The sequence below is a fragment of the Comamonas sp. FG99 genome (assembly GCF_057808605.1).
Genome location: NZ_JBMDII010000001.1, coordinates 127,968 through 145,193, shown reverse-complemented (window position 1 = coordinate 145,193; position 17,226 = coordinate 127,968). Strand labels below are relative to the sequence as shown.

General features: G+C 67.3%; 18 protein-coding genes. 14 read left to right on the top strand and 4 right to left on the bottom strand.

Features of this window, described 5'->3' with window-relative positions:
- Positions 1-4: 4 nt before the first annotated feature.
- Both ACODRX_RS00645 and ACODRX_RS00640 read left to right on the top strand, forming a co-directional pair.
- A complete protein-coding gene (locus tag ACODRX_RS00645) occupies positions 5-1,333 on the top strand; it encodes an MFS transporter (protein ID WP_488868992.1) in 1,329 nt (442 codons plus the stop codon).
- Positions 1,334-1,469: 136 nt separating this feature from the next.
- On the top strand, positions 1,470-2,210 hold the full coding sequence (locus ACODRX_RS00640) for a helix-turn-helix transcriptional regulator (protein ID WP_488868990.1): 741 nt from the start codon (positions 1,470-1,472) through the stop codon (positions 2,208-2,210).
- Positions 2,211-2,219: 9 nt separating this feature from the next.
- Here the strand turns inward: ACODRX_RS00640 and ACODRX_RS00635 are convergent, their stop codons facing one another.
- Both ACODRX_RS00635 and ACODRX_RS00630 read right to left on the bottom strand, forming a co-directional pair.
- Positions 2,220-3,203: a Bug family tripartite tricarboxylate transporter substrate binding protein gene (locus ACODRX_RS00635; RefSeq protein ID WP_488868988.1), complete on the bottom strand. Its 984-nt coding sequence runs from the start codon at positions 3,201-3,203 to the stop codon at positions 2,220-2,222.
- Between the two features lie 98 nt (positions 3,204-3,301).
- Positions 3,302-4,288: a LysR substrate-binding domain-containing protein gene (locus ACODRX_RS00630; protein ID WP_488868986.1), complete on the bottom strand. Its 987-nt coding sequence runs from the start codon at positions 4,286-4,288 to the stop codon at positions 3,302-3,304.
- 266 nt (positions 4,289-4,554) lie between these two features.
- Between ACODRX_RS00630 and glmU the strand changes: the two genes are divergently transcribed.
- Complete coding sequence (glmU, locus tag ACODRX_RS00625) at positions 4,555-5,979, top strand: bifunctional UDP-N-acetylglucosamine diphosphorylase/glucosamine-1-phosphate N-acetyltransferase GlmU (protein WP_488868984.1); 1,425 nt, start codon at positions 4,555-4,557, stop codon at positions 5,977-5,979.
- 108 nt (positions 5,980-6,087) lie between these two features.
- Here glmU and ACODRX_RS00620 read toward each other — a convergent pair whose 3' ends face one another.
- Positions 6,088-6,612: an Lrp/AsnC family transcriptional regulator gene (locus tag ACODRX_RS00620; protein ID WP_488868982.1), complete on the bottom strand. Its 525-nt coding sequence runs from the start codon at positions 6,610-6,612 to the stop codon at positions 6,088-6,090.
- A 133-nt stretch (positions 6,613-6,745) separates the two neighbouring features.
- On the opposite strand from ACODRX_RS00620, the gene glmS reads away from it, so the two are divergent.
- From glmS to ACODRX_RS00600, 4 genes are all read left to right on the top strand, one after another.
- Positions 6,746-8,635: a glutamine--fructose-6-phosphate transaminase (isomerizing) gene (gene glmS, locus ACODRX_RS00615; RefSeq protein WP_488868980.1), complete on the top strand. Its 1,890-nt coding sequence runs from the start codon at positions 6,746-6,748 to the stop codon at positions 8,633-8,635.
- Between the two features lie 166 nt (positions 8,636-8,801).
- A complete protein-coding gene (locus tag ACODRX_RS00610; protein WP_488868978.1) occupies positions 8,802-9,176 on the top strand; it encodes an MbcA/ParS/Xre antitoxin family protein in 375 nt (124 codons plus the stop codon).
- On the top strand, positions 9,173-9,895 hold the full coding sequence (locus ACODRX_RS00605) for an RES family NAD+ phosphorylase (RefSeq protein WP_488868976.1): 723 nt from the start codon (positions 9,173-9,175) through the stop codon (positions 9,893-9,895). The genes ACODRX_RS00610 and ACODRX_RS00605 overlap by 4 nt, the downstream gene beginning before the upstream one ends.
- A gap of 17 nt (positions 9,896-9,912) precedes the next feature.
- On the top strand, positions 9,913-10,896 hold the full coding sequence (locus ACODRX_RS00600; protein WP_488868974.1) for an alpha/beta hydrolase family protein: 984 nt from the start codon (positions 9,913-9,915) through the stop codon (positions 10,894-10,896).
- A 39-nt stretch (positions 10,897-10,935) separates the two neighbouring features.
- Here ACODRX_RS00600 and ACODRX_RS00595 read toward each other — a convergent pair whose 3' ends face one another.
- A complete protein-coding gene (locus ACODRX_RS00595; RefSeq protein WP_488868972.1) occupies positions 10,936-12,096 on the bottom strand; it encodes a hypothetical protein in 1,161 nt (386 codons plus the stop codon).
- 524 nt (positions 12,097-12,620) lie between these two features.
- Here ACODRX_RS00595 and ACODRX_RS00590 point away from each other — a divergent pair.
- The 7 genes from ACODRX_RS00590 (at position 12,621) to ACODRX_RS00560 (ending at position 17,223) form a co-directional block, all read left to right on the top strand.
- Positions 12,621-12,857 carry a DUF6566 family protein gene (locus ACODRX_RS00590; protein WP_488868970.1) on the top strand — a complete coding sequence of 79 codons (237 nt, stop codon included), beginning with the start codon at positions 12,621-12,623 and terminating at the stop codon, positions 12,855-12,857.
- A gap of 18 nt (positions 12,858-12,875) precedes the next feature.
- Positions 12,876-13,142: a translation initiation factor IF-1 gene (gene infA, locus ACODRX_RS00585; protein ID WP_488868968.1), complete on the top strand. Its 267-nt coding sequence runs from the start codon at positions 12,876-12,878 to the stop codon at positions 13,140-13,142.
- Positions 13,143-13,211: 69 nt separating this feature from the next.
- The gene (gene rbp / locus ACODRX_RS00580; protein ID WP_488868966.1) at positions 13,212-13,550 is read left to right on the top strand and encodes an RNA-binding regulator; all 339 of its coding nucleotides are present in this window, start codon (positions 13,212-13,214) and stop codon (positions 13,548-13,550) included.
- A 43-nt stretch (positions 13,551-13,593) separates the two neighbouring features.
- Positions 13,594-13,797, top strand: coding sequence for a hypothetical protein (locus tag ACODRX_RS00575; RefSeq protein WP_488868964.1), 204 nt, complete (start codon positions 13,594-13,596; stop codon positions 13,795-13,797).
- 307 nt (positions 13,798-14,104) lie between these two features.
- Positions 14,105-15,097 carry a hypothetical protein gene (locus tag ACODRX_RS00570; protein WP_488868962.1) on the top strand — a complete coding sequence of 331 codons (993 nt, stop codon included), beginning with the start codon at positions 14,105-14,107 and terminating at the stop codon, positions 15,095-15,097.
- Between the two features lie 81 nt (positions 15,098-15,178).
- Complete coding sequence (locus ACODRX_RS00565) at positions 15,179-16,093, top strand: LysR family transcriptional regulator (protein WP_488868960.1); 915 nt, start codon at positions 15,179-15,181, stop codon at positions 16,091-16,093.
- A 131-nt stretch (positions 16,094-16,224) separates the two neighbouring features.
- Positions 16,225-17,223 (top strand): tripartite tricarboxylate transporter substrate binding protein, encoded by a 999-nt coding sequence (locus ACODRX_RS00560; protein WP_488868958.1) that lies wholly within the window; start codon positions 16,225-16,227, stop codon positions 17,221-17,223.
- Positions 17,224-17,226 lie beyond the last annotated feature (3 nt).

The following is a 17,226-nucleotide window of genomic DNA, read 5'->3' as shown; positions in this document are numbered from 1 at the left end:
TGCGATGAGCGAATCATCCGCCATGGGCATGCCCGCGCCGCGGGCAGCTTCCATCACCCGCGACGAGCGCAAGGTGCTCACCGCCACCCTCGTCGGCACCGCCATCGAGTGGTACGACTATTTCATCTACGCGCAGATGGCCGGCCTGGTGCTGGGCGCGCTGTTCTTCGGGCCGCTGGCGCAGAACAACCCGGCCATGGCGCAGATCATCTCGTTCGCCACCATCGGCATTTCCTTCCTGTTCCGGCCGCTCGGGGCCATCGTTTGCGGCTCGCTGGGCGATCGCCTGGGGCGCAAGATGGTGCTGGTGATGACGCTGGTGCTGATGGGCGGCTCGACCATGCTCATCGGCCTGCTGCCCACCTATGCCCAGGCCGGCGTATGGGCGCCGGTGCTGCTGGTGCTGCTGCGGGTGATCCAGGGCTTCTCCGCCGGCGGCGAATGGGGCGGCGCCGCGCTGATGTCGGTGGAGCATGCGCCGCGCCACCGGCGCAGCTTCTTTGGCGCCTTTCCCCAGGTCGGCGTGCCGATCGGGCTGGTGCTGGCGACGCTGATCCTGGGCCTGCTCACCTCGTCGATGTCCGGCGAGCAGTTCATGGCCTGGGGCTGGCGCATTCCCTTCCTGCTGTCGCTGGTGCTGGTGGGCGTCGGCGCGCTGATCCGCCGCACGGTCGAAGAGTCGCCGATCTTCGAGGAGATGCATGCGCGCCGCGCCGAGTCCTCGGCGCCGCTGCGCAGCCTGTTCGGCTCCCATGGCGGCCAGGTGCTGCGCACGGCGCTGATCTTCGTCGGCAACAATGCCGCGGGCTACCTGCTGATCGCCTTCTTCGTGGCCTATGGCCGCAAGCGGCTGGGCCTGCCCGCCACGCCGCTGCTGCTCACCTGCACCGCGGCCTCGCTGAGCTGGCTGGTGTTCACGCTGGTGGGCGGCGCCATGGGCGACCGGCTGGGCCGCGTGCGCACCTTCCAGATCGGCTATGTGCTGCTGGCGCTGTGGGCGGTGCCGATGTGGTGGCTGGTGGACTCGGGCAGCCTGGGCCTGTTCTTCGTGGCGCTGGCCGTGCTGAGCATTCCGCTGGGGCTGACCTACGGGCCGCAGGCGGCGCTGTATGCGGAGATGTTTCCCGCCCGCGTGCGCTTCTCGGGCGTGTCCATCGGCTATGCGCTGGGCACCATCCTGGGCGGCGCCTTCGCGGCCACGGTGGCCGAGTGGCTCATCACCAGCTTCGGCCATTCCTACTACATCGGCATCTACATCGCGGCACTGGCGCTGGTATCGCTCGCCGCGGTGAGCCTCACGCGCGAGCGCATGGGCGTGGATCTGGCGCTGTAGCGCGCAGCGGGCCGCGGGTATCCACCAATGGCCGCAGGCCTGCGCTGGCGTAAAAGCAAGCCAGCCGGCGCGGTGGTGATTGCCGGCCGAGTGGAAAGAGAGGCCCGCCATGGGTTGCGTCGCTTTGAGAGAGCCATTGCTGGACCCAGCCCTGGGGTATTCGCTGATCGCGTCCGCCGCGTCCCCCGATTTCGCGGCGGTGCTGCTGGGCGCGGCGCGCCGCTTCGACTGCATCGAGGAAGTCTTTGCCTACCAGATAGACGCAGCGGGCCGGGTGAGCGTGATGCTGGCCTCGGGCGAGCGCCGTGGCATTGCCGAGCGCACCGGCGAATACGCCCGGCGCTTCCACGCCATGGACCCGGTGCTGCTGGCGCGGGCCTACCGCGAAAAGCCCGGCGGCTTTGCGCGCCGGGTGCGGGCCCGCGACATACCGCCGGGCGACTACCGGGAGCTGTGCTACGCCCAGCCGGGCTTTCTCGACAAGCTGAGCTTTGGCTGGCGCAGCGCATCGCAGTGCCTGGTGCTGAGCTTCTACCGCGGGCTCGACGCCGCGCCCGAGGCGGCCGAGCCGCAGCTGTCGGCGCTGGGCCAGATGGCGATGGCGGCGCTGCACGAGCGGGCGCGCTCGCAGCCCCCTGCGCCACAGGCGCAGGGCGGCGCCGATGCGGTGCTGCAGGCCCGGCTGGCGCGCAGCTTTCCCCGGCTGACCGAGCGCGAGCGCCTGATCGTGGCGCTGACGCTGCTGGGCGACAGCGCGGCGCAGATCGGCGCGGCGCTGTCCATCAAGCCCGCCACGGTGCACACCTACCGGCTGCGGGCCTACGAACGCTACCGCTTTTGCCGGGCCAGCGACTTTCTGGGCGGGCTGCTGTCCTGAGTTGCCGGCTTATTGCAGCTCCACCTTGGCCTGGCGGGCAATGCGCTTCCACAGCGTGATCTCGGCGCTTTGGAAGTCGTGCATCTGGGCCGGGCCGCCACCCATCGCGGACGCCCCGATCTGCGCGTAGAAGCCTTGCGTGTCGGGCATCTGCGCGATGCGGGTGAACAGCCCCGCCAGCCTGGCGGTGACGGCCGCCGGCGTGTGGGCCGAGACCATGGCGCCCACCCACACATAGGACTCGATGCCGGGCAGGCCGGCCTCGCGCGCGGTGGGCACCTGCGCCAGCGTGGCGATGCGCTGCTCCGAGGCCACGGCCAGGCCGCGCAGCCGGCCGGCCTTGATCAGCTCCTGCACCGAGGTGGCGTCGGCGAACGCATAGTCCACGGTGCGCGAGGCCACGGCCGTGGCCACCTCGCCCGCGCCCTTGAAGGGCACGTGCGTGGTCTGCACGCTGGCCACGTCGTTCAGCAGCTCGCCCATCAGCTGGTAGCCGGCCGAGCCGGCGCCGAAGTTCACCTTGCCGGGGCGGGCCCTGGCATCGGCCACCAGGGCCTGCAGGTCGCGGTAGGGCGAATCGGCGGCCACGACGACCACGGCGGGCGCGCGCATCATCATGGTCAGCGGCGCGAAGTCGCCCAGCGGGTCGTAGGGCAGGGCCTTGAACAGCGCCGCATTGACCGCCAGCGTGGAATTGCTGCCGATGAACACGGTGTAGCCGTCGGCCGGCGCCGCCAGCACCTGCTTGACGGCGATGAAGCCGTTGCCGCCCGGGCGGTTCTCCACCACCACCGGCTGGCCGGTCAGCTCCTGCAGCTTCTTGCCGTAGTAGCGCGCCGAGGTGTCGGTGCCGCTGCCGGGGCCGAAGGGCACGATGAACTTGATGGGCTTGCTCGGGAAGTCCTGGGCCCGGGCCAGCGGCGCCAGGGTGGCCGCGCTGCAGGCCAGGCCGGCGGCCAGCGCCAGGCGCAGCCAGGATCGGCGGTGGGGCATGTGTGTCTCCTATAGGTGTGTCGTATGCCCCTGCAATGTAGGTTGGCCGGCGCCGGTCGTCCAATATGAATCGCCGGGCGGCTGATTCGCGGCAGGTATCAGGCGCCAGCCGCGCCCGGCTCGGGTCGGTCGACTATGGCGGCGCGCGTGGCGGCGGCCTGCAGCTCCAGCCAGGCGCAAAAGGCCTGCACCTCGGGGCGCTGCTGGCTGCGCGGGCCCACGAGCAGCCAGTAGGCCAGCGGCGAATCCATGCGGTGGCCGGGCAGCACCTCCACCAGGTCGCCGCTGGCCAGCGAATCGGCCACCAGCGGCATGCGCGCCAGCGCCAGGCCCTGGCCGGTGAGGGCGGCCTGCGCGATCTGGTGCGCATAGTTCAGGAACAGCCAGCGCTTGGGCTGCAGGCGCGCGCTGCCGTGCAGCTCCAGCCAGCGCTCCCAGGTCAGCCAGTCCAGGTGCTGCAGCCGGTGGGCATCGCCGGCCTCGATCAGCGTGAAGCGCGCCACGTCGGCGGGCTGGCCGATGGCGGGCGAGCTCTTGAGCAGCCAGGGGCTGGCCACTACCGCGAGCTGCTCGCCGAACAGCCGCTGCGCGCCGCGCGCCGCCTGCGGCAGGCTGTAGCGCAGGGCCACGTCGACATCGGCGGTTTCCAGGTCGAGCACGTTGTCGGTGGCATCGATGCGGATGTCGATCTCGGGGTTGTCGCGCTGGAAGGCCTCCAGCCGCGGGATCAGCCACATCGACGCGAAGCTGGCCCAGGTGGTGATGGCCACGCTCTTGCGGCCCGCGGTCTGGCGGATCAGCCGCACCGAGGCATCGATGCGCTCCAGCGCCGGCGCCACCGTGCGCTGCAGCTGGGCGCCCGCGCTGGTCAGCTCCACCGCGCGGGTGTGGCGCAGGAACAGCGGCACGCCCACCTCGTCCTCCAGCGCCTGGATCTGCCGGCTCACCGCCGACTGCGTCAGCGCCAGCTCGTCGGCCGCGGCGCGGAAGTTCAGGTAGCGCGCCACCGCCAGGAATGCCCGCAGATGCCCCACTGCGATGGGGCGGGAGCGCAGCAGCGACGGGGGCAGGTGGGACTCGGGCATGGCGGATGCTGATTGTCGATACTTATCGTGATTTGCACCGCCTGGAAAACCTAGGGTTTTCCATTAATTCGCCTGGCGCACCGCCAGGTGGCCAGCCGCCACCGGTGTGCCATGGCCGACGGTAGCCTGCGCTACAACGTGTGACTTTTCTTTGCGGATGCATCCGTGGGTAAGAGGCCTGCCGGCTTGCGGCAGGCCTTTCTTGCATTTGCTGCAGCGCGAGATAATGCGGGGATCGTTTGCCGACTGACTCATTCACTCTCTCTATGACCGCATTGCTCGATATCGTCATCATGGCCGCAGGCAAGGGCACGCGCATGAAAAGCCGCACCCCCAAGGTTCTGCAAAAGCTCGCGGGCCGGCCGCTGCTGTCGCATGTGCTCGACACGGCGGCGCAGCTGCAGGCGCGTTCCGCCGTGGTGATCACCGGGCATGGCGCGGCCGAAGTGGAGGCGGCCGTCGCCGGCGCGGCCGGCGACGAGGCTGGCCTGGAGCTGAAATTCGTGCGCCAGGAGCCGCAGCTGGGCACCGGCCACGCGGTGCAGCAGGCTATGCCGGTGCTGCCGGATGACGGCATGGTGGTGGTGCTCTCGGGCGATGTGCCGCTCACCCAGGCCGACACCTTGCAGGCCTTGGTGGCGGCGGCGGCGGGCCAGCAGCTGGCGCTGCTCACGGTGACCGCGCCCGAGCCCAGCGGCTATGGCCGCATCGTGCGCAATGCCGCTGGCACCGTGCAGCGCATCGTCGAGCACAAGGACGCCAGCGAGGCCGAGCGCGCCATCACCGAGATCTACAGCGGCATCATGGCGGTGCCGGCGCGCCAGCTGCGCGGCTGGCTGGCGCGGCTGAAGAACGACAATGCCCAGGGCGAGTACTACCTGACCGACATCGTTGCCATGGCCGTGGCCGACGGCGTGCCGGTGGTGGGCCACCGCATTGCCGACCTGCTGCAGGTGGCCGGCGTGAACAGCCCGCTGCAGCTGGCCGAGCTGGAGCGCGCGCACCAGCTGCGCCAGGCCCGGGCGCTGATGGAGCAGGGCGTGCGCCTGGCCGACCCGGCCCGGTTCGATCTGCGCGATGATGCCCGCGGCACCCGTGCGCAGCTGCGCTGCGGCCAGGACGTGGAGATCGACGTGGGCTGCATCTTCGGCGGCCGGGTCGAGATCGGCGCTGGCGCACAGATCGGCGCCTACTGCCACATCAGCAATGCCGAGATCGGCGCCGGCGCGGTGATCCACCCCTTCACCCACATCGATGGCGAAAAGGCCGGCGCCCGCGTGGGCGAAGGCGCGCTGGTCGGCCCGTTCGCGCGGCTGCGTCCCGGCGCGCAGCTGGGGCGCGAGGTGCACATCGGCAACTTCGTCGAAGTCAAGAATTCGCAGCTGGCCGACGGCGCCAAGGCCAACCACCTGGCCTACCTGGGCGACGCCAGCGTGGGCGAGCGCGTGAACTACGGCGCCGGCAGCATCACCGCCAACTACGACGGCGCCAACAAGCACCGCACGGTGATCGAGGCCGATGTGCACATCGGCAGCAACTGCGTGCTGGTGGCGCCGGTGACCATAGGCGCCGGCGGCACGGTGGGCGGCGGCTCCACCATCACCAAGAGCACGCCGCCGGGCGCCTTGAGCGTGGCGCGCGGCAAGCAGCTGAGCATTGCCGGCTGGCAGCGGCCGGCGAAGAAAAAGTGAGCTGCTAGCGATTGATGGTCAACGTTTTCCATGTAAAAAATATTGGAAAACTATATATGACAGGCGCTTATAGCTATATTTTTTGTAAGACAGGCATATGCCTGCCCGTCACTCCGAAGGCTCGGCGCGCGGCGGCGCCAGGTGCGGCCCCTTGTGCAGCGGAATCCGCGTATGGAACTTGGCGCGCTTGGTGGCGAAATAGGCCTTCACATTGCGGACATTGGCCTGCGAGGTGAACAGCTTCTGCGCCAACGCCAGGTAGGCGGGCATGTCGTGCGCATACACCACCAGCACGAAATCCGGCCCGGGCGACACGCGCCAGCACTGCTGCACCTGTTCGTGCGCGGTGGCCAGCGCCTCGAAGGCGTCAAGCTCCTCGCTGCCCTGGCGGTCCAGCGTCACCTCGACGATCACGAACAGCCCGAAGCCCTGGATGGCCGCCAGCCGGGCTGGCTCGAGAATTGCCACCTGCGCGGCGATCAAGCCCTCGTCGCGCAGCCGCTTGATGCGCCTGAGGCAGGTCGGCGGCGAGACGTGCGCGCGCTCGGCCAGCTCCTGGTTGCTCATGGATGCGTCTTTCTGCAGCCAGTCCAGCAACTGCAGATCGATGATGTCGAGCTCAATCGATTTCATAAATGTTGAATATGTGAAATTTGATTTCTGGCTATGACATTTGAGAAATAAAATTTCATATAAATGCAAAAGTTAATCAGAAATTCTATATCGATTTTTCTACACTGGCGCATCGTTTCAAGGAGAGCAGGCTATGTGTGGCATTGTGGGTGCGGTTTCTACGCGCGATATCGTTCCGGTTCTGGTGCAGGGCCTGCAGCGGCTGGAGTACCGGGGCTACGACTCCTGCGGCGTGGCGGTGCACGAGGCCAGCCTCGATGGCGGGCAGGGCGGCGGCCTGCGCCGGGCGCGCAGTACCGCCCGGGTGGCCGAGCTGCAGGAGCAGGTGCGCCACGACCAGCTGCGCGGCGCCACCGGCATTGCCCACACCCGCTGGGCCACGCATGGCGCGCCGGTGGTGGGCAATGCGCACCCGCACTTCAGCGCCGGCACCGGTGTGTCGGACAGCAATGCCAGCGGCCGCGTGGCCCTGGTGCACAACGGCATCATCGAAAACCACGAGGCCCTGCGCGCCCGGCTGCAGGCCAAGGGCTATGAATTCCTGAGCCAGACCGACACCGAGGTCATCGCCCACCTGATCGACAGCTGCTACAACGGCGACCTGTTCGAGGCGGTGCAGGCCGCGATCGCCGAGCTGCATGGCGCCTATGCGATTGCGGTGGTGCACAAGGACGAGCCGCACCGCGTGGTGGGCGCGCGCGCCGGCTCGCCGCTGATCCTGGGCGTGGGCAAGGGCGAGAACTTCCTGGCCAGCGACGCGATGGCGCTGGCGGGCGTGACCGACCAGATCGTGTACCTGGCCGAGGGCGACCTGGCCGACCTGCAGATCGGCCGCTACTGGATCGTCGATGCCGCCGGCAAGGCGTTGGCCGAGGCCGAGCGCCCGGTGCGCACCGTGCAGGCGCATTCGGGCGCGGTGGAGCTGGGCCCGTACCGCCACTACATGCAAAAGGAAATCTTCGAGCAGCCCCGGGCCATCGCCGAAACCCTGGAGGGCGTGCAGGCGGTGGTGCCCGAGCTGTTCAACGGCGCCGACGGCACCGCCGCGTGGCGCGTGTTCGAGCAGATCGACAATGTGCTCATCCTGGCCTGCGGCACCAGCTACTACAGCGGCTGCACCGCCAAGTACTGGCTGGAAGGCATTGCCGGCATCCCTACCCAGGTGGAGGTGGCCAGCGAATACCGCTACCGCAAGAGCGTGCCCAACCCGCGCACGCTCATCGTCACCATCAGCCAGTCGGGCGAGACGGCCGATACCCTGGCCGCGTTGCGCCACGCGCAGGGCCTGGGCATGCAGCACACGCTCACCATCTGCAACGTGGCCACCAGCGCCATGGTGCGCGAGTGCAAGCTGAGCTACATCACCCGCGCCGGCGTGGAGATCGGCGTGGCCTCGACCAAGGCCTTCACCACGCAGCTGGCGGCGCTGTTTTTGCTGACGCTGGCGCTGGGCCAGAGCAAGGGCCAGGTGAGCGAGGCCCAGGCGCACGACTACCTGGAGCGCATGCGCCACCTGCCCGCCGCGCTACAGGCGGTGCTGGCGCTGGAGCCGCAGATCATCAGCTGGGCCGAGGCCTTTGCGCAAAAGGAAAACGCGCTCTTCCTCGGCCGCGGCGCGCACTACCCGATCGCGCTGGAGGGGGCGCTCAAGCTCAAGGAGATCAGCTACATCCACGCCGAGGCCTACCCGGCGGGCGAGCTCAAGCATGGCCCGCTGGCGCTGGTCACCAGCAGCATGCCGGTGGTCACCGTCGCGCCCAACGACGAACTGCTGGAAAAGCTCAAGAGCAACATGCAGGAGGTGCGCGCGCGCGGCGGCGTGCTCTACGTGCTGGCCGACGAAGACACGCATATCGAAAGCAGCGAGGGCATGCACGTCATCCGCCTGAATGGCAAGTACGGCGAGCTCTCGCCCATCCTGCACGTAGTGCCGCTGCAGCTGTTGGCCTACCACACGGCCGTGGCACGGGGGACAGATGTGGACAAACCCAGAAACCTCGCCAAGAGCGTGACGGTCGAATGACCGGCGCGCCCTTGGGGCGGCAAGGCCGCCGCGCGTAGCGCCCGGGTTGCGCGCTTCATTTGAAAGAAATTATGGAAATTCCATCAAATGATGAGGTTTGCGCCAATCCCGGTATGATCCGCTGAAGCTGGCGAACACCGCTGGCACCGCAGATTGGAGCTCGAACATGCCCGCATCCCCCCGCGCCACGCCCGATCCCGCCGCCGTGGTCACCAAGGCCACTCTCCGCGCGGCGCAGCAGCTGGGCTTGAACAATGCCGGGCTGGCTGCGGTGCTGGGTGTCAGCGAGGCCTCCGTATCGCGGCTCAAGGCCCAGTCCAGAACCATAGGCATCAACGACAAAGAGGGTGAGCTGGCGCTGATGCTGATCCGGCTCTTTCGCTCGCTCGACCCGCTGGTGGGGGGCGACGAAGCCAGGCGCGCTGCCTGGATGTCGAGCCACAACAAGGCCTTGCGGGGCATTCCGAACCAGCTCATCCGCAAGGTGGACGGGCTCACCCGCACGCTGGACTATCTGGACGGCATGCGGGCCGCGACATGAGCGCCGAGCCCTGGCTGGAGCCCGCCTGGCTGCAGGCGCATGCGGCCGACCTGAGCATGGAGGGCGCCTGGCGCGGCGTTGAGACCCAGTACATCGCGGCCTCCATGAAGCTGGTGGACTCGCTGCAGGAGCAGGCGCTGCTGGAGGAGCTGCTGGAGGCCAGCAAGCCCGCCGCACCCGCGGCGCCCGCGGGCCAGCACTACCTGCTGCTCAGTCCGTTTCGCTATGTGCCGCAGCACGGCTCGCGCTTTCGGCCGGCGCACCACAGCGGCCTGTGGTATGGGGCTTCCACGCTGGAGGGGGCCTGCTCCGAGATCGCCTATTGGCGCATGCGCTTCCTGCTCGACAGCGCGGGGCTGGCGGCGGGCGAGCTGGTCACCGAACACACCTTCTTCCAGGCCTCGGTGCGCGGGCGGGCGATCAACCTGATGGCGCCGCCCTGGGTGGAGCTCTCCCCTCTCTGGAGGCACGGCAGCGACTATGGCGCCACCCAGCGGCTGGCGGCCGCCGCGATGGCCTCTGGACGCATCCAATGGATACAGTACGAATCGGTGCGCAAGCCAAGCTGCGCCCTGGCGGCGGCGCTGGTGCCCGAGGCGGTGCACGCCGAGCGCGCGCGGCTGGAGAAATCCAAGCAGGAGTGGGTCTGCAAGACCACCCGCGATGTCGTGCTGATGATCCAGAAGAACGGCCCGGGCCGCTTCAGCTGGAGCGAGTGATCAATGGAGGGGAGGGAATGATGTTTGTTGTTCGCAGTCTGCTGGCCGTGCTGGCGCTGTTCATTCTGGGGCCAAGCCTTGCCCTGTCTCAAACGCAAATGCAAACGGCCTCGTACAGGGCTGGGGTAGCGACGTTGCCTGCTTCGGCGGACAGGCCTTTCGAGCTGTTGGTGTGGTACCCGACGACGGTTGATGAAGTGCCTTGGCAGGCCGGGCCAGCGGCCATACCCGCGACGCGCGATGCGCCGTTTGCCGCGGGCCGCTTTCCCGTGGTGCTGCTGTCCCATGGCGGCGGGCCGACCGGCGGCAGCCCGTTGATTTTGCGCGATCTCTCCGCCGGACTTGCCAGGAGCGGATATGTGGTGGTTGCGCCGCTGCACCGCCAGGCGCCGCTGGCCGTCCGTACCCGGCAACTGGGCCAGGCGCTTGCAGCGGTAGCGGCAGACCCGCGCCTGGCCGCTCATCTCGACACCCGGCGGCTCGGCCTGCTGGGCTATTCGCTGGGCGGTGCCGTGGTGTTGGAAGCCGCGGGTGCCACGCCAAGCGTCGACCGTTTTCGCGCGTATTGCAGTGTGCATCGCGATGACTTCATGTCTTGCGATCCTGGCCCCGCCGCGGGGCCTTCCAAGCAGGATCCGTCAACGGGCCGGCAGGCCGGGAACTGGACGCTTGCCGCCAGGGCCATCGTGCTGCTGGACCCGTATGCCTTGCCTTTCGAGCGCCGGGGCCTGTTGTCCGTGGCGGCGCCGGTGCTGATCTTGCGTCCCCGGCAGAGCGAGCTTGCGGGTGAACCCAATGGGCTGGGGCTTGCCACGGCCCTGGCGAGCCAGCCGGTGCTGCGCTTCATTGCGGGCAACCACTGGGTTTTCACGGACGTTTGCGAACCCGCGCTGCGCAAAATCGCCCCGGATATCTGCTGCGATCCATCGGGCGTGGAGCGCAAGGCGGTGCATGCGGAAATTCAGTCCGCCATCGCCAAGTTCCTGGGCGAGAACCTATAACCTATAGCGGCCTGCGGCAGGCACGGGCCGTGCGTGCACTCAATGGTTGCGGCGGCTGCGGCCCCATGCGGCAAACCCGGTCAGCAGCAAGCCCAGCAGCGCGGCAAAGCCGGCGCCGCCCAGGGGCACGGGTGTTGCGGCCCGGCTTGGCTGCGGGGGCTCGGCCTTGGGTACCACGGAGATGGCGATATTGGCAGTGGCAGACAGCGGCTCGGCCGCGAAGGTGCCGCCGTCGATAGCGATGCCGTTGCCATTGGAGTCTGGCGTGACCGTGGCGGGGTCTGGCGGCGTGATCGTCAGTACCACCTTGGCGGTACTGCCCGATGCCACGAAGCTCACGACCGCATCCTGCCAGCTGTCATCCAGTCCGCCGGACGACGTGAAGTCATGCGGGCTGCCATCGACAATCACGCGCAGTCGCCCGCCATAGACGCTGGTGATCGGCGGATAGTCGGGGTTGACCGCCTGGGCCTGCTGCCATTGCAGCGAGAAGCTGTAGGTCTGGCCGGCAACCAGGCCGCTCAGGGTCGTTTCGATGTTCTCCTGGCCGCCGGTGGGATTGGCCTCCAGGTAGACCATGGTGCCGCCATCCCTTGAGGTACCTTCTATGTGCGAGATCGCGTAGCCCGGAATTTCCGGATGCGGGCCGTTGCCGGAGATGATGTTGGGCGAGTTGCCAATATCGTTGGGATTGTCGCTATTCAAGCGGCTGGTGGCGTAGGTCCAGCCGGCAGGCACTACCCGGAAGCCGACATTGCCGTTGAGCGGCGGCAGGTTCAGCGGCAGCCCCGTGGCACCGCTATCGGTGCTGGTCACGCTCAGGTTGAAGGGCGTATCCGGCGTGCCCGTGTTGTAGCCGGCGGCCGGCGTGTATTGCAAGCCGGCCAGCGCGGTGCTGATGTCCGCAGGCGAACCGCTAAGCGTGAGCGAAGCGGTGTTGTTGCCGGTGATGCTGGCATTGCTTGCCGCGGCAGCGAGCGTGCCGGTATTGGCAGGGATGGTGACCACGGTATCGAGGCTGGCGCTGTCATCCGCCACCGACAGGCCGGCGATGGGCAGTGCGGTGTCCTGGTTGGTTGACAGGCTCGACGGCGCTGTGAGGACTGGCGCCTGATTGCTGCTTTGGGCCTGGGCGGCAACGCTCAGCAGGGCCAGTGCGGCAGCGGCAACTGCATGCCGCAGCATTGGAGCGGAAGTCATGATGAAAGATCTCCTCTGTGGATTCGGTGCCGACGGGATGGCTGTGTGAATCGCACTGGCTATTGATAATTTATTTTTATAATTGTTATCCACTATTAATTTATTATTTGTATTTGTGAGAATTTTCACTGCAAATAAAAGTCAACTCAGCTGTGGCAAGGTTTCCATTTTTGCCATCTCGTTTCCTGGGCCGTACGTGCTCAATGGCATGGGCGATGCCAGCTGAATCCCCTGGCACCGGCCCGAAAACCAAAAGGCTGTACACTAGGCGGGTTGCAGTTAATTGCTTACCTTCACTGCAGCAAGGTCTGACATGGGCAGCGGTTCCCCAACACCGCACTCCTGATGCCACCGCGCCCCGCTGAGGCCGCTTTGGTGGTCAACTTTCTCTCTACGGCAAGCCCTACACCGGTCGGTCCTGGCACCGCAACCGTGACTGTCCATGCGGCACACGCGCCATTGCGCAGTTTGCGCGCCGCATGCCTTGTCTTTCTGCCTGCCTTCGGCGGCACCTGTTTTTTTCTATGAAGTTACCCGCAGTCCTGCCGTTCACGGTGGGCAAATACCTGATCACACCGTTGTCGCGCCTGGCAGCAAGCGGCCGCTATACCGCATCGGTGTCCATTCGCCGCGGCCAGGGCCGCAGCACCAACGACCGTATCTATACCTTCGCGCCCGAGTTCATCACCCGCGAAAGCGCATTGCTGCACGCGGCAACGCAGGGGCGCCGCTGGATACACCACCCTCAGGCATTCGCCTGATCTGACCGAGGAGAGGCCATGGCCAAAGAAGAATTGATTGAAATGCAAGGCAAGGTGGACGAGGTGCTGCCCGATTCCCGTTTCCGGGTGACGCTGGACAACGGCCACACCCTGATTGCCTATACCGGCGGCAAGATGCGCAAGTTCCGCATCCGCATTCTTTCCGGCGATCGCGTGTCGCTGGAGCTGTCGCCCTACGACCTGAGCAAGGGGCGCATCACCTTCCGCCATCTGGAAAACCGCTCCTCCGCAGGCCACGGAGCCGCGCGCGGTCCGTCTCGTTGATTTTCGCGGTGCGCTGCGCCGCTGTTTCCCCACGCCATGTACCATGGCGTTTTTCATGAAAGGCTCGCTATGAGCAACAAACTGTACGTCGGCAACCTGTCTTATTCGGTGCGCGACGCCGATCTGGAACAACATTTCTCCGCCTTTGGCGCAGTGCAATCGGCCAAGGTGATGATGGAGCGCGACACCGGCCGCTCCAAGGGCTTCGGCTTTGTCGAGATGGGCAGCGCGGACGAGGCACAGGCTGCGATCCAGGGCCTGAACGGCCAGTCGATGGGCGGCCGCAACCTGGTGGTCAACGAAGCCCGCCCGATGGAGCCGCGCGCACCCCGCAGCGGTGGTGGTTTTGGCGGCGGCGGCTTTGGCGGCGGCGGCCGTGGCTTCGGTGGCGATCGCCGCGGCTACTGATATATTCAGCCCATAGGCCAGTGTTCTGGCACGAAGGATTTCTATGAACCAAGCGCTTCTTCCTCAGCCCAGGCAGGACGCACTTCGTGCCGAACTGCCCCATGTGGCCGAGCTGCTGCAGCAGCGCCGCGCCAACGAGATCGACGAATCGGTCATCGACGACCTGGTGGCGCTGGCCTGGCTTGAATGGGTGGGCGGCAGCCTGCAGCTGACCACCACCGGCAGCAATCTCTGCCGCTGGCGCTAGCTAGCCGCCCGCGCCTGCCGCCCTCACAACTTTTGCTCGCTTGCGCTGGAGCGCCGCTCCCCGCTCGCGCCTTGCCGCGGCAAGGCTTCCCCATGCCAATGCACCATCTTGGGTTCGTTGCGCCGCTTGAATTCCTGCTTAGCCCCTGCTGATTCTGTCAACAAATGTGAATGTTGATGGATTTGGTGTGCATTTTTGCTTATCAATAAATAAAATAAATTAATCATTTATTTTTTATTGATTTTTAAGATCCTCGGATGGATCGGGAAGGATATGCATGGGTTTGAGGCAGGCATGTGGCGCGTTCGTGTTGGCTGTTGGGGTGGGGGCGGCAGCGGGCGCTGCCGCGACCACCTATGTCTACGTGGGGCAGCCATATACCGATGTGCAGGGGCTGGGCGGCGGCTCATCGGTGCCGCTGCCGCCGCCCTACGACAGTTCCATGATGGTCACGGGCCGCTTCAGCAGCCCTGCACGCCTGCCTGCCGGCCTGGCGGAGCTGACCGATATCGGCCCTGGCGGGCTGAACCTGGTGCAGGACTGGAGCTTCAACGATGGCGTGCATGCCTATGCTGCCGGCAACAGTGCGTTCGCCCCGGCGAACCCGGGCAGCCCGGTGCCCAGCGGGGCATCCGTCACCACCGACGGCGCGGGCAATATCTCAGGGTATTTCCTGGGCATTTTTGCGCCGCTGCCGCCCCATGTGGTGGAGCAGAAGATGGATGTGCTGTCGCTGCTGAACGGCCTGGGCCAGGCCAACGATGGCATTGCCCACGAAGCGCCGTGCAAGATGGTGGCCAACGATTTCTGCGCCTATGCCGATGTCTCCGCGGGTGGGGAGAGCCAGTACTTCCAGACCAGCGGCGCGGGCCGCTGGTCGAGCTTCGATCCGCTGCCGGACAGCGGCGAGGCGCTGGCCGGCGCCGATTCGGTGGCGATTGCCGGCGTTGCGAGCAATGACGGCGTCAATGGCAGCCCGGCCGTGCTGGGCGCCGGCGGCAATGCGCTGGTGCTTGCCAAGGAGGGCTGGCCGGCCGGCATCCGCCTCGATCCGGGCACGGGCGCGGTGTCGGTGTCCGCCGCCACCGCCGCGGGTGTCTATGCGCTCACCTACCAGCTGTGCGACAGCCAGTCGCCGCTGGCCTGCGTGGAGGTGCCGGCGACGGTCACGGTGAAGGCCGCCCCGCCCGTGGCGCCGCAGGCACCCACGCCGGTGCCCGTGCTGGGCGCCTGGGCCCGGGCGCTGCTGGGGGTGGCGCTGGCCTTGCTCGGCCTGTATGGGCTGGGCCGCCGGTCCTAGGCCTGATGGAGCCTGATGGCGCGTGAAGCCTGGCGCTTGGCGCGCCCAGCTTGAGCAAACGCGGTAGTATCGCCGGCAGCCATGCGATACGAACTCTCGGACCTGCGCCTCTTCCTGGAAATCGCCCAGGCCGGCAGCCTCACCGCCGGCGCCTGCGCGGTATTCATCACGCCATCGTCGGCCAGCTACCGGCTCAAGAACCTGGAGCAGGCGCTGGGCACCCTGCTGTTCGAGCGCAATCCGCGCGGCATGGAGCTGACGCCCGCGGGCGAGACGGTGCTGGCGCATGTGCGCGAGCTGTTCGAGGGCATAGAGCGCATGCAGGGCGATGTCAGCCGCTTCATCTCGGGCGTCAAGGGCCATGTGCGGCTGGTGGCCAACAGCAGCTCGCTCAATGGCTTCGTCACGCCCACGCTGGGGCGCTTTCTGGTGGCCTACCCGGGCATAGACGCCGACATCGAGGAGCGCCAGAGCGAAGACATTCCCGGCGCGGTGCTGGCGCGCGAGGCCGACGTGGGCATCTTTGCCGGCCCCTGCGAGGTGCCGGGCCTGGCGGTGCAGCCCTACGCGGTGGACCGGCTGGTCGTGGTCACGCCGCGCGACCATGTATTGGCGTCGCAGCCGTCGATCCGGCTGGGGGCGGCGCTGGATTTCGATTTCGTCTGCATGGCGCGCAGCAGCAGCAACTATCTCTTTTTGCGCGACACCGCGCAAAAGGTGGGCCGCGGCGTGCGCACGCGCCTGCATGCGCACAACTTCGAGGCCGTGCTGTCGCTGGTGGCCTCGGGCGTGGGCGTGGCGCTGGTGCCGACCAGCGTGCTGGGCCAGCATGCCAGGAGCGGGCAGCTGGCGGTCGTGCACCTCGACGAGCCCTGGGCGCTGCGCGAGCTCAGCCTGGTGGTGCGGCAGGACGCACGCTTTCCCGGCTTCATCACCGAGTTCGTGAACTTCCTGCTGGAAGACCCGCAGGTGGCGATGACCCGCGCCCAGGCCTGAGCAGCGCGGCCCGAGCAGCTCCTTTCCAAATCCTCTAACGCAGCGTTCGAATCTTTCGGATGGTGCCGCCGGGCACCCGTTCATACACTGCCTGCGTGCCGAAGATCAATCAAAACGCAAGGAGACAGGGTATGGCCATCGCGCTGCAGGGCAGGGTTTGTTCCATCATTGGCAGGGCCGCGCTGCTGGCCGCTGCCGCGGCGCCGTGGGCGGTGGCGCGGGCCCAGGCGCCAGCCTATCCGGTGAAGCCGGTGACGGTGGTGGTGGCCTTTCCGCCGGGAGGCATGACGGACATCGTCAGCCGCGCGCTGGCCAAGGAGCTGTCCGAACGCCTCAAGCAGCCCTTCATCATCGAGAACCGGCCCGGCGTGGCCGGCCAGGTGGGCACGGAATACGTGGCCAAGCAGCACGCCGACGGCTACACCCTGCTGGTCGGCGCCACCGGTTATGTGATCGCGCCGGCGATGAAGAAGGTGGGCTACGACCCGCTCAAGAGCCTGGAGCCGGTGGCGGTGCTGGCCAAGGCGCCGAACCTGATCGTGGTGAACCCCAGCGTGCCGGCGAAGAACCTGCCCGAGTTCCTGAGCTGGGCCAAGGCCCAGCCCAGTATTCCCTTCGGCACCGCCGGCGCGGCCGGCTCCACCCACCTGGGCGGCGAGTGGCTGCGCAAGCTGACGGGCTACAAGTTCACCCATGTGCCCTACAAGGGCGCGGCGCCGGCCACCAACGATGCGGTGGCGGGCCAGATACCGATGGCGGTGCAGGATTCGATGAGCGTGTCGGCCTTCATTTCGTCGGGCCGCCTGCGCCCCATCGCCAACATGGCGGCCGAGCGCAGCAAGCTGTTTCCCGAGCTGCCCACGCTGCGCGAGGCGGGCTTCAAGGACTTCGACGTCTACACCTGGCTGGGCCTGTATGCGCCCGCCGGCACGCCGGCGCCGGTGCTGGCGCTGCTCAACCGCGAGATCAACCAGATCATGAACGCACCCGAGATGGCCGAGCGCCTGCGCCTGCAGTACAGCGAGCCGCTGGGTGTGATGGACCTGGCGCAGACGCGCAGCTTCGTCGCCGCCGAGGTGCACAAGTGGAAGCGCGTGGTGGCCGATACCGGCGTGAGTGTGGAAGAGTGAAAC

Coding starts and splice junctions, on each gene's coding strand:
- ACODRX_RS00645 (WP_488868992.1), top strand. CDS start 5: ATGAGCGAATCATCCGCCATGGGCATGCCCGCGCCGCGGGCAGCTTCC.
- ACODRX_RS00635 (WP_488868988.1), bottom strand. CDS start 3,203: ATGCCCCACCGCCGATCCTGGCTGCGCCTGGCGCTGGCCGCCGGCCTG.
- ACODRX_RS00630 (WP_488868986.1), bottom strand. CDS start 4,288: ATGCCCGAGTCCCACCTGCCCCCGTCGCTGCTGCGCTCCCGCCCCATC.
- glmU (WP_488868984.1), top strand. CDS start 4,555: ATGACCGCATTGCTCGATATCGTCATCATGGCCGCAGGCAAGGGCACG.
- ACODRX_RS00620 (WP_488868982.1), bottom strand. CDS start 6,612: ATGAAATCGATTGAGCTCGACATCATCGATCTGCAGTTGCTGGACTGG.
- glmS (WP_488868980.1), top strand. CDS start 6,746: ATGTGTGGCATTGTGGGTGCGGTTTCTACGCGCGATATCGTTCCGGTT.
- ACODRX_RS00610 (WP_488868978.1), top strand. CDS start 8,802: ATGCCCGCATCCCCCCGCGCCACGCCCGATCCCGCCGCCGTGGTCACC.
- ACODRX_RS00605 (WP_488868976.1), top strand. CDS start 9,173: ATGAGCGCCGAGCCCTGGCTGGAGCCCGCCTGGCTGCAGGCGCATGCG.
- ACODRX_RS00600 (WP_488868974.1), top strand. CDS start 9,913: ATGATGTTTGTTGTTCGCAGTCTGCTGGCCGTGCTGGCGCTGTTCATT.
- ACODRX_RS00595 (WP_488868972.1), bottom strand. CDS start 12,096: ATGACTTCCGCTCCAATGCTGCGGCATGCAGTTGCCGCTGCCGCACTG.
- ACODRX_RS00590 (WP_488868970.1), top strand. CDS start 12,621: ATGAAGTTACCCGCAGTCCTGCCGTTCACGGTGGGCAAATACCTGATC.
- infA (WP_488868968.1), top strand. CDS start 12,876: ATGGCCAAAGAAGAATTGATTGAAATGCAAGGCAAGGTGGACGAGGTG.
- rbp (WP_488868966.1), top strand. CDS start 13,212: ATGAGCAACAAACTGTACGTCGGCAACCTGTCTTATTCGGTGCGCGAC.
- ACODRX_RS00575 (WP_488868964.1), top strand. CDS start 13,594: ATGAACCAAGCGCTTCTTCCTCAGCCCAGGCAGGACGCACTTCGTGCC.
- ACODRX_RS00565 (WP_488868960.1), top strand. CDS start 15,179: ATGCGATACGAACTCTCGGACCTGCGCCTCTTCCTGGAAATCGCCCAG.
- ACODRX_RS00560 (WP_488868958.1), top strand. CDS start 16,225: ATGGCCATCGCGCTGCAGGGCAGGGTTTGTTCCATCATTGGCAGGGCC.